This is a genomic window from Photobacterium sanguinicancri (assembly GCF_002265265.1).
GTDB classification, from domain to species: Bacteria; Pseudomonadota; Gammaproteobacteria; order Enterobacterales; family Vibrionaceae; genus Photobacterium; species Photobacterium sanguinicancri.
Window position 1 is genome coordinate 1 of the sequence record NZ_NOIF01000030.1, and the last position, 11,755, is coordinate 11,755.

8 protein-coding genes and 1 pseudogene are annotated in these 11,755 nt (G+C 42.2%); 3 read left to right on the forward strand and 6 right to left on the reverse strand.

The window, feature by feature from the left end:
• Both ASV53_RS06960 and ASV53_RS06965 read right to left on the reverse strand, forming a co-directional pair.
• Positions 1-1,018 (reverse strand): ABC transporter transmembrane domain-containing protein (locus ASV53_RS06960; protein ID WP_141226233.1); only part of this gene is annotated, 1,018 nt, incomplete at its 3' end.
• A gap of 68 nt (positions 1,019-1,086) precedes the next feature.
• A complete protein-coding gene (locus ASV53_RS06965; protein WP_094956574.1) occupies positions 1,087-3,165 on the reverse strand; it encodes a TonB-dependent receptor in 2,079 nt (692 codons plus the stop codon).
• A 1,038-nt stretch (positions 3,166-4,203) separates the two neighbouring features.
• Between ASV53_RS06965 and ASV53_RS06975 the strand changes: the two genes are divergently transcribed.
• From ASV53_RS06975 to rodA, 3 genes are all read left to right on the forward strand, one after another.
• A complete protein-coding gene (locus ASV53_RS06975) occupies positions 4,204-4,578 on the forward strand; it encodes a hypothetical protein (protein ID WP_094956576.1) in 375 nt (124 codons plus the stop codon).
• Between the two features lie 57 nt (positions 4,579-4,635).
• On the forward strand, positions 4,636-5,313 hold the full coding sequence (locus ASV53_RS06980) for a DedA family protein (RefSeq protein WP_062687767.1): 678 nt from the start codon (positions 4,636-4,638) through the stop codon (positions 5,311-5,313).
• Between the two features lie 199 nt (positions 5,314-5,512).
• Entirely contained in the window at positions 5,513-6,607 is a 1,095-nt protein-coding gene (gene rodA, locus ASV53_RS06985) for a rod shape-determining protein RodA (protein WP_094956577.1), read from the forward strand.
• 243 nt (positions 6,608-6,850) lie between these two features.
• Here the strand turns inward: rodA and choV are convergent.
• The 4 genes and pseudogenes from choV to ASV53_RS07005 all read right to left on the reverse strand — a co-directional run.
• Positions 6,851-8,038, reverse strand: a pseudogene (gene choV, locus ASV53_RS06990) (choline ABC transporter ATP-binding protein); the annotation flags it as partial.
• Positions 8,039-8,040: 2 nt separating this feature from the next.
• Positions 8,041-8,883, reverse strand: coding sequence for a choline ABC transporter permease subunit (gene choW / locus ASV53_RS06995; RefSeq protein ID WP_062687766.1), 843 nt, complete (start codon positions 8,881-8,883; stop codon positions 8,041-8,043).
• Between the two features lie 62 nt (positions 8,884-8,945).
• The gene (locus ASV53_RS07000; protein WP_094956579.1) at positions 8,946-9,884 is read right to left on the reverse strand and encodes a choline ABC transporter substrate-binding protein; all 939 of its coding nucleotides are present in this window, start codon (positions 9,882-9,884) and stop codon (positions 8,946-8,948) included.
• Between the two features lie 95 nt (positions 9,885-9,979).
• On the reverse strand, positions 9,980-11,752 hold the full coding sequence (locus ASV53_RS07005; RefSeq protein WP_094956580.1) for a choline dehydrogenase: 1,773 nt from the start codon (positions 11,750-11,752) through the stop codon (positions 9,980-9,982).
• Between the last annotated feature and the right edge of the window lie 3 nt (positions 11,753-11,755).

An 11,755-nucleotide genomic window follows, 5' to 3' on the forward strand; every position in this document is an offset into this window, starting at 1 on the left:
GGTTAAAACAAATATTAGTATGAGAAATAACTTGATATTGTTCGCCTTCAGATTGAGGTTTTATCTGACAAAATATCTTTATTTTTTCTACACCTTTCAGCATTTCACTGAACATGCCACCAAATTGAATTAAGTTATAAAGCGGCTCCATTAAGCCCACACCCAATAACATAAATATAAATAACGTTGATAAAGTCACATCCCCTTCCGAATAAAGCCAAACCCCAACAGGTAATAAAAACAAAAAACCAAGGTCGAGAGATAGCTTAAAGAGCGATGCCGGTGTTTTTGTATCAACTAACCACCGAGTCACTAATTTATGATGCTCATCAACAGCACTACGGTACTTCTGATGAGAGTCAACCGTCATATTAAATGCTTTTACCACAGGAATAGAGGCGACAAAATCAACAACACTAATATGTAGGTTTGAAACAACTCTATGGTATTCCTCTACACGTAGGTTAAACCCCTTAAACATTAACGCTTGTAAGCTCAGTGCAATAGGTAGTGGCAGCAACACTAAAATCGCTAGCCGCCAATCAATATAAAGAAGTAACAACGCAGCAACGATAGGGCTTACAATAGCTGCTGCCATATCGGGTAAATGATGAGCAACAAAGGTTTCAATTCTATCTACATCGTCTGAAATGATTTTCTTCATTGATGCTGACGCTTGCTTATTACTTTCGCCTAGAGATAAGCGACCAACGCTATCAACAACATGTTGTCGCAGTTCGAATAAGAGCTGAAATGCCGCTTTATGCGACAATAATCCAGATGCTAATTGTAAACCCATTTTGGCTAAAAGCGCCGCTCCGGTTAGCAATACTAATTGCCATACAGTATCAGAATTAGTAATTGTATCCGTGATAAAACCATCCACCAGCTGATAGATAATGATATATGGGACAATAGTAAGCAGCGAGTAAGCAACAGCTAATAACATTGATAAACATAGCTTACGGCGTTGATTGACGACCAGTTCCATCAACCATGAAAACGGTGTTCCTTTCATTTTATTAACCTTAGACAGTTAGATGAGAAACTATACCCCCCCCCTATAAAGATATGGGGGGGGAGTATTTACCATTTAAGATTAACTGTTGCACCGACTGTAAGAGGATCTCCAGAGCGACCGTACCATTTCTGGTTTGCACCATCTCCCATAGGGAAAGCACGTGTTAGATACTTTTCATCTAAGACGTTTTTAGCCCATAAAGTAACGTCTAATCGATCGCTGGTATATCCAGTTCTTAAATTAAGGATACCGTAGGCGTCTTGCTTATTTTCATTAGCATTATCGAAATAGAAGTCACCTGTTACATTGTAGTCCGTGTAAACAAAGTAATTCTCAAGGAAGTTATAATCTATACCTAGGCTGTACGTGTATTTAGGGGCATTTGCTGGGCGATTGCCCGTATAATCCGTTTCACCAATAACATTACCAGTATTATCATAAGACTTGGCAGCAAAATCAGTAAAGTGTGCATCATTATAACCGCCATTCACCCATGCCGTTAAACCAGGTTGAATTAACCATGATAGTTCAGCTTCAATACCTCGACTTACAGTACTACCTGCATTTTGGGTAAAGGATTTAGGATATAATTGCTGTTCAACTTGCTGATCCTCCCAGTCAATCCAGAATACAGCAGAGTTGAAGCGAACACGGTTATCAAACCACTCACTTTTCATCCCTAACTCATAGTTCATAGTGTATTCAGGGTCGAATTTAGGTGACATATTTGGTGGCGTTAACATATTAAAACCGCCACTTTTATAACCACGAGATATACTTGCGTACATCATAACATCGTTCGTTGCGTAATAGTTTAAGCCTACTTTAGGTAGCCATTCATTAAAGTTAGCCTCATCATCCCCCTGAGTATTCGGGAAGCCCATGTTCCATAGGTCGGTATAATTAAATTTATCTTTTTGATAATCAAATCTTAAACCCGCTATTGCTTCCCATTTTTCAGCAAATTGATAGTTCACATTGCCAAACAGAGCATAGTTACTGACTTTCATCTCTGTTTTTGTTGTGTTGAACATATTGAAAGCTTTCATGTTCATATCAATGTTGTTTTTCGCTGTTTCATTAAAGTAATAAAAACCGCCAACCCAACGCAAATCACGTTCATCACTCGAACTAAACCTAAGCTCTTGAGTTACACGTGATATTTTCGAATCTATATAGAGTTCCTGCCCGTCAGCCTGAGTGAAATCTAAGTCTTGATTATCGACTTTGTCTTCTGTGGTGTAAGCAGTGATAGAAGTGATGTCAAAATTATCTGCAGCGTAAGTAGCACGTATTGAACTAGTATAAATATCGGCTTTAGCATCACCTTCGAAGTTTGAATATACCTTATGGCTATCTTTTTCTATATTATCGAGGGATGCAAAAGACATATTTCCATTTCGACGGTTTTGAGCATCAACTGTAGCAATAATATCCCATGGTTGATCTATCGGCATCCACCTTACTTTAAGGCGGCCATTAAAGTCTTTTACCTTATTAACATCATCTTTATTGTCATAATCACGAGTAAAATAGCCATCATGTTTTGAATATTGTAAAGCAGTTCGATAAGCCCATTCGTCACTATTTCCTATTGCCCCACCTGAAATTATTGTCCCTTTTAATTGATTATAATTCCCGTAAGTTAGGCCTGCACTCCCTTCCGTAAAAAGATCTGGATCTTTAGTATGAATACTAATAACACCTGATGATGCATTTCTTCCATATAAAGTACCTTGCGGGCCACGTAATACTTCAATGCGCTCAATATCTAATAACTCTGTATCAAAAGTTTGATACATGGCACCATCAATTAAGAATAAAACAGATTGAGATCCTTCCATTGTCGGCGTTATTCCCCGCATAGAAAGGAAACTAGCATCAGAAGGGTTGCCTGCTTTTATCATTGATACATTAGGGGTTCTTTTTACAATATCGAACGTATTTTCTAATCCTGCCCTTTCTACTTCATAATCAGTTAACACTGAAACACTTAGTGGTGTTTTTTGAGATTCAGCTGTCATTTTCTCAGCTGTTATTACAATAGTTTCTAACTGATTATCATCATTTTCAGCGGCAACTACCGCTAATGAACTAAGAGAAAGGCCAACTGCCAAAGCGAGCTTTGTGTAATTGAAATTCATGCTTTTATCCTTATAGAACACAAATTACTAATAAATAAAATGCCAACTAAAGCAGTCATGAATACTATATTAGTCAATTATGATTATTTGTTATGGCATTCCGCTACGCATAGTAAGCCCTTCCCATTCACAAAGCAACGCAAATGAGAATCAATATTATTATTAATGCCTAATAAATAAGTTATCTCTACAACAAATAAACCGAGGGCGCAGCAATAAAACATAAACAAAGATGTAACATCATCGCGATTTTTGAAATATAAAACCCATCTTATAAAATATTTTGGAATTTAAATTAATATGAAGTGCGTTGTGAACTTGGATAAAATAGGAGTGTAAAATTCATGACCTCAGTTATTTTTTGATAAAACGAAAGCTAGGGTTAAAGCTAATGTGAAAATGAAAGTTCTGCCCAATACATCCCCGTGGATTCAAACTTAAAATATCGCAGCTTATGCTAAATAGTTATACTTAATTAACTACATTATCAATTAATCATTCACTGCATGTTGACTATGCCAAGCATCAAGTAACTCCTTACCGTAAACAATTTCAATATTCATATGCATGAACAAAAGTAACATTACTAATAACGAACAAGTTACATTTAACCAAAAAGTTGCTTTTGCTCGAACTGTATCATAGGTGAATATATTGATAGAAATAAGAATGAAAGGGTAACAGATTAACAATAAAATAAAGCCGCCTAGGTAATTTGATATCGCCATCTGAGTCATGATCTACCCTCTCTATCTACAGATAGAATCACATTAGTACAGTTCTCAACTAGGAGGTACTTCACTGACATTTATCATTCAGTTGTTAGACCAAGATAACAATCTTTTTACGATAAATGGAACAAGATAACGCTGAACATATGGTACGTCACGACTACTCAGTTCAAGCGCCCCCATGAGCGTTTTACTCTTGCATAAGTTAGCCATTAAATTAGCGATAAGAAATATTGCTTTTTTCACCGGTTGCGAGTACATATAGGACGATTTTTAAATAGGCGACTAGATTGCGTAGGCTCTGAGATTGCATAAGCTACTAGAGAAATTCCCCATATTCATAACACTCCTGACAGTATTGCTATTTAGCCATGCTGAGAGTGCTATTGAACGCAGTTTTTCTCAAAGTCCTTATACCATCACAAGCCCAACACAAGCACCTGACGCATCAAACGATACGTTAATACTGCGCAGTGCTAACTTGCGACTCTCATCGCAGCCCGAGCAACCACCAGCGAAGGACCCTCTCCAGTGGCCTTTAGCTATTCTGACTATTGCTTCATTAATTCAGCTTTCACGTTCTGTTCGCTGGATCCCGCGTGGTTACCTTTCTTTTGATAATCACCGCATTGCAGGCTGGCATGACAGTAACCTGCAGTTTCGTTTCATTCATTCCCGCTGATCGTTCCACTATCCCACTTATAACATTCTTATTTTTTGTTGGTATATTGGAGCATCTATGTTTGAAGCTACCCAAGAAGTGCTGGTTGCAATTTGGCACCAAGACTTCAGTGTGCTGCTCGCCCCGGGCAGTGCGATCTTAATTTATATTCTTGTGACGCTTTTTATTGGGTTAGAAAGTAGTTTTTTACCTGCCGCTCCCTTGCCTTGCGACAGTATCGTAGTATTAACTGGCACCTTGGCGGCCGTTGGTGTATTGAACCCTATTATCGCCTTTCCTTTGCTGATCATCGCTGCATCTCTTGGCAGTTGGCTCGCTTATTCACAAGGACGATGGCTTAACCGATTACCTATCGTCCAATCATGGTTAGATAAAATTCCAGATGCGAGCATGCGCACCGTTGACACTTTACTGACTCGTCATGGGCTCATTGCGCTATTTTCAGCCCGCTTTATTCCTGGGGTTCGTTGTGTACTGCCAATGGCTATGGGGATGAGAGCGAAGGAAATGCCGCGTTTTCATTACTTTGCATGGCTAAGCGCCACTATGTGGGTCGGTTTGCTGTGTGGTATTGGTTTTCTTTTACCATCGTTACCTGAGCCTATCAGCCGCCTTGCAACGATGGCGCTAATGGCTGCGCCTGTTATTACTTTGTGTTTAGCCATTTTATCTTTTATTACTTGGCGTGCTCGTCAGGCTATGTGCCGATTGAAACCCATTCAGAAGGATGCTTAATCAAAGAATAAAGATAATCAAGCCTTCAAAGCATCAGTAAGTCAATAACGAGGGGCAACACTTGTTGCCCCTCGTTAATCGGTACTGATTATTGATTAACTGTGAGTAGTTATTGGCTGCTCGACTGATAAATAAGAAAAACCGTTCTTTGCCATGTATTAGGGTTACATTAAACCAGAATACAATTTGAGTATTGTATGTGAAAAAATATCCAATTCCCCAGCTTGATCTACCACTCTTACTTGCAGTGTTAATGCTTATGCTACTCAGTTCCATGACAGTGTGGAGCGCGAGTGGCTTTAGTGAAACAGTCATCACGAAACACCTTATTCGGTGCATGATCGCCCTATCTTGCCTTTTCGTTATGGCTGCCGTTCCACCACATTTATACCTGCGGTTTTCACCGCACTTATATTTGCTAACCGTTCTTTTATTACTCGCCGTCGCTTTAGTGGGTGATAGTACTAATGGTTCACAGCGTTGGCTTAAACTTGGCTTTATTCGCTTTCAACCTTCAGAACTGGTAAAAATCGCAATACCTATGGTCATCGCTTGGTTAATCCACATTAGTGGCGAGGCGCTAGATTTAAGGAAAATCCTTTACGCGCTATTACTGGCTGCGATTCCGACATTTTTGATCTTCATTCAGCCCGATCTTGATGGTGCGCTATTCGCCCTTATCTATATGTTCTTTGTTCTCTATTTCGCGGGAATAAGTTGGAAGATCATCGGCAGTATTGCCGCTATTGTTGCCACGCTCATACCCCTTATGTGGTTTTTTATCATGGAGGTTTATCAGAAAAAGCGGGTATTACAATTTCTAAACCCAGAGAGTGACCCTTGGGGGGCTGGCTATCAAATCATCCAGTCGCTTATTGCAATTGGCTCAGGAGGGATGCGGGGCAAAGGGTGGACGAATGCGAATCAGGGCCCTTTAGGGTTTATTCCTGAAAGCCAAACAGACTTTATTTTCTCAACTTATGCCGAGGAATGGGGATTCATCGGCAGCGTATTTTTACTGGCGCTGTACTTGTTTATTACGCTGCGTATTTTATGGATTTCATGCCAATCAGAGCAACTTTATAATCGCTTGTTATGCGGTTCATTGGCATTAAGCTTCTTTCTTTATACCTTCATTAATACAGGTATGGTCAGCGGCTTACTACCGGTTATGGGAAGTCCACTCCCCTTCTTTAGCTATGGCGGGACAGCGATGATCACCCAAGGGCTCACCTTTGGCATCATTATGGCACTATGTCGGTCACGCCCACACCGAATCAAAAAAAGTGGATAGCGCCTAATACCTTAGCAACTCGAGACTAACTCGCCGTTATTAACAAAAAGCAGTAATAAGCTGTTGGGACATTTACCCAACAGCTTTTACCCTGCCGACAATCGGCATGAAACACTACGCCACAGCTTTAATCTTTACTTTTTTAGGATTCACCTGAGTTTGATTGGTTATGACATCTTGGGTTATGGCATCTTTGGTTATAGCATCTTGAGTTGTCGCTTTGTGGGTTCTAGCCTGAGGCGTCTTACTCTTAAAATTACCCAGTAAGGCGTCATAAAGCTCACTATTGTTTAACACCCCAACAAGCTGACTATTTTCCACTAATAGAATAGGCTGATCACTGCGTTGCTTCAGCTCAATCGCTTCTCTCATCCCTATCTCTGGGCTCGCCTGCACTACCATGGTATTGTCGATATCATTAATCTCAATAGACTCGTCATTCCAATCCACCAGCACTTTGTCGGTATCCACTAAGCACAGTCCCTGCTGGTGCTGCTCAATCCATAAGTGTTGGCTTGGGCAAATCTCGACACGTTTTCCATCATGCTTCAAGTCCTCACACTCTAAGTCATTAACAGGCAGCATGAGCGAACGCCCTTTTAGCACATTGAGGGGATTGGTATGCGCCACAAAATCTCGCACATAGTCCGTTTCTGGTGCGAGAATGATTTGCTCTGGTTGACCATGTTGGATCAGTTTACCCGATTCCATAATCGCGATGTGATTACCAATTTTCAGCGCCTCATCAAGATCGTGACTCACAAACAAAATGGTCTTATTGAGCTTTTCTTGTAACACGATCAGTTCATCTTGTAACTGAGCTCGAATCAAGGGGTCTAGCGCCGAAAAAGGTTCATCCATCAATAAGACATCAGTATCCATTGCGAAGGCTCGTGCTAGCCCGACACGTTGCTGCATACCGCCAGATAGCTCATGGGGATATTTAGATGCCCACTCACTCAGGCCGACCATCTCGAGCTGCTCTTGTGCTTTTTTCCGTCGCTCAACTTTTGAAATGCCCTGCATCTCAAGGCCAAATGCCACGTTATCGATCACATTGAGCCAAGGCATTAAGGCAAATTTTTGAAACACCATAGATACGCGGTGAGTACGTAAGTGACGAAGTGTAGCTTCATCGCAATCGGCAAGATCGACATGTTGATCGCCGTCTTTTACTTGCAGTTCACCACGACTAATAGCATTCAATCCATTAACCGCTCGCAATAAGCTCGATTTACCTGAACCAGAAAGCCCCATCAATACACAGATTTCCCCTTCTTTAACGCTTAGGGAGACATTATCGACACCCACAACTTGCCCGGTCTCATCAATAATGTCTTGTCGAGATTTACCTTGATCAAGCAAAGAAAGGGCTTGCTGTTGTTGCTCACCAAAAACAACGTCGAGGTTTTTAATTGTGATTGCGTCCATGATTAAGCCTCTTTCTGGTTAGGTGCTTTGCATAAGCGGTCAAGAATAATGGCAACCAGCACGATAGCTAAGCCAGCTTCAAATCCTTGAGAAATATTAACGGTATTTAACGCACGGACGACAGGTTTACCTAAACCATCCGCTCCCACCAATGCCGCAATCACCACCATAGAGAGTGATAACATAATACATTGCGTCACCCCCGCCATAATACTCGGCAGTGCCGCGGGTAACTCGACTTTAAATAGCAACTTCATGCGACTGGCACCAAAGGCTTTACCAGCTTCAATCAGCTCTTCAGGCACTTTTATTATGCCTAAATAGGTCAAGCGTATGGGTGCAGCAATGGCAAAGATAATGGTCGAGATCAGACCCGGCACAATTCCCAAGCCAAATAGCACTAAAGTCGGAATAAGATAAACAAAGGTCGGTACGGTTTGCATCAAATCTAATATCGGCCTTAGCAAGGTATAAAGCCATGGTCGATGCGCAGCCATGATCCCAATCGGTACGCCAATTAATACGGAAATCGTTGTCGCTGCAAAGACAAGAACAAAGGTTTCCAGCATTTCTTGCCAATAGCCAAGATTCAGGATCATCAGTAATGCACCAACAACGAACGCCACTAACGGAATACTTCGATGTAAATACCATGCAATGGCCGCGGTCATCAAAATAGGAAGCGCTGGTGGCATCCACTTAAAAATATCGACGACAAATAGGATTATGTTTTCAAGGAAAAAAGAAATCGCGTCAAAGAAACCCGCAGCATTGAGTGTTAACCAATCAACACCCGTTTCCATCCACTGGCCAACAGGGATTTTGTTATTCGTTATAAAATTCAAAATGAGACCTTAAATTAATAAGGTGAGCAGATCCCTAGACGAGATCCCCCACCCAAAAGATGTTACGCGTTCGAATTGATGTAGTGAGTAACGGCTTTTGTCGCTTCATCGCCACTGCGTGTTTTCACACCTTTAAGCCATACTTCCACTTGGGCTGGATTTTCTTTTAACCATTGCTGCGCCGCTTTTGAAGGCTGCACTTTTTGGTTAAGAATGGCTTCCATTAATTGGTTTTCCATTTCTAAACTAAACTCAAGGTTTTGCAGTAGTTGGCCAACGTTTTTACACTCAGATAAGTAATCCTTACGCACATTGGTATACACATTGGCGCCACCATAATTAGGGCCAAAGAAATCATCACCACCTGACAAGTATTCCATTTCAACGTTGCTGTTCATTGGGTGCGGTGCCCAACCAAGGTAGACGATCCATTGGTTGCGGCGAACGGCACGCGTGACTTGTGACACCATGCCCGCTTCACTCGACTCCACTAAGTTAAAATCTTTGAGTCCAAATGCCCCATCATCGATCATGTCTTGAATCAGGCGGTTACCATCATTGCCAGGTTCGATACCATAAATACGATCTTTGAATTTATCGGCATATTTTTCTAAGTCAGCAAAGCTTTTTACCCCAGCGTCGTACACATACTTAGGTACAGCTAAGGTGTACTTTGCCCCCTCCAGATTAGCGCGAACGGTTTCGACACTGCCATCCTCACGATATTTAGCGATATCTCCCTCCATAGTGGGCATCCAATTACCAAGGAAGATATCGATATCACCGTTTGCCATTGATGAGTAGGTAACAGGGACAGAAAGCAAATCCGTTTTGGTTTGATAACCTAACCCTTGCAGCAATTCTGTTGTAACTGCTGTTGTGGCCGTAATGTCTGTCCAGCCGACATCGGCGAATCGCACGGTGTCACATTGATTGGCATAAGCATTTAGCGCAAATGTACTAAGAGCAAGTGTTGAGAGCGTTTTTGTCATCATAGACATGTTATTTTCCTTGTAATGATTACTGACTTACTTAATAAACTCATTGTTTGGCGATCAGCTAAGTTAACAAGTTGGTTAGTTAACAACTTGACCAGTTAAGATGCTGATTCCATTTCTCTTTTTGGTTTTTTAATGCGTTGCTTCTCTTGCCATTCAGGTGCAATCCAAACAGGCAAGTTCGTTGAGGCTAGCAAGGGGTTATTCAACATCATGTCCGACACACGCTCTGCAACCATAATGGTTGGCGCATTCAGGTTACCGTTAGGAATAGTCGGAAAAATTGATGAATCAACCACCCGCAAGTTATCAATGCCGCGCACTTGGCACGCTTCATTTAGTACCGCCATGGGGTCATCGTCAGCCCCCATTTTGCAGGTACAAGACGGGTGATAAGCACTTTCTACATTTTGCTTTACCCATTCATCGATTGCGGCATCACTGGTCACATCAAGCCCGGGTTGAATTTCATCGCCACGGAATGCATCCATGGCGGGCTGTTGTAATATCTCGCGCGTTAAGCGAATACAGTCACGCCAATCCTGACGATCTTGCGCGGTGGAAATGTAGTTAAAGGCAATATTAGGTTTGTCGTGCGGGTTTGATGATGCAATCGACACCGAACCACGGCTTTGCGGTTTATTCGGCCCTACATGCACTTGAAAGCCATGACCATCAAACGCGGCTTGGCCGTCGTATCGCATTGCAGCAGGCAAGAAGTGATATTGAATATTTGGCCACTTCAACCCTTTACGAGAACGAATAAAACCACAAGATTCAAAATGATTGGTTGCGCCTAGCCCTTTACGCGTCAAGATCCACTCAGTACCGATCAACCCCTTGCTAACCAAGCCAAGCTTACTGTTAAGGGTGATAGCTTGTTGGCAATGGTATTGAAAATACACTTCGAGGTGATCTTGCAGGTTCTGTCCTACACCAGGTAAAGCGTGTTGCACTTCGACACCAGCTTCGTCAAGCACCGCCTTTGGTCCAATACCAGAAAGCTGCAACAATTGCGGCGAACCAATAGAGCCAGCGCAAGAGATCACGTCTTTATTGGCATAATGTCGGTGTAATTTACCGGCTTTCTCAAACTCGACACCAATGGCTTTCTTACCGTGTACCGAGCCTTGAGAGCTATCTTGTGAAACACATTGAGACCTATCTTGTGAATTGCCTTGTGAACCGCCTTCCAATAGCACTTTGCGCGCCACAACACCTTTCATTAGCGTGAGGTTTGAACGCTTTAGCGCACGCCTTAAATAGGCATTCGATGTGGAAGCTCGGATCCCTTTATCTACCGTCATGTGCATCGGGCCAAAGCCTTCTTGCTGGTAGCCGTTGTAGTCTGGTGTTTCTGGGTATCCCGCCTCTTTACCTGCATCAATGAAGGCCTGATAAAGTGGATTTAGCTGCATGTCGTTACCATTACAAGTACCAACAGGCCCTTGTCCTCCTCGGTACTGGTCTTCGCCCCCAATCCAAGATTCTGCTCGGCGAAAATACGGTAAACACGCTTGATAGTTCCACCCCGAGGCACCTTGCGTTTCCCACTCATCAAAGTCACAAGCATGACCACGCACATACACCATGCCATTGATTGAAGAACTTCCGCCTAACACTTTGCCTCTTGGGCAGTGGAGTTTGCGACCATCGAGCCCATCTTCTTGCTTGGTTTCAAACTGCCAAGCATATTTTTCTGAATTCATGGGATAAGAAAGCGCTGTTGGCATCTGAATAAAAATACTCTTGTCCGTGCCTCCAGCTTCAAGCAATAACACTTGGTTTTTACCACTTTCAGTTAGCCTATCTGCCAACACGCAGCCAGCCGAGCCCGCGCCGACGATAATATAATCGTAGCCTTGTTCCATTTT

What these genes read in the sequence shown, in the direction of transcription:
- ASV53_RS06965 (WP_094956574.1), bottom strand. Translation starts at nt 3,165, where the DNA reads ATGAATTTCAATTACACAAAGCTCGCTTTGGCAGTTGGCCTTTCTCTT.
- ASV53_RS06980 (WP_062687767.1), top strand. Translation starts at nt 4,636, where the DNA reads ATGTTTGAAGCTACCCAAGAAGTGCTGGTTGCAATTTGGCACCAAGAC.
- ASV53_RS07000 (WP_094956579.1), bottom strand. Translation starts at nt 9,884, where the DNA reads ATGTCTATGATGACAAAAACGCTCTCAACACTTGCTCTTAGTACATTT.
- ASV53_RS07005 (WP_094956580.1), bottom strand. Translation starts at nt 11,752, where the DNA reads ATGGAACAAGGCTACGATTATATTATCGTCGGCGCGGGCTCGGCTGGC.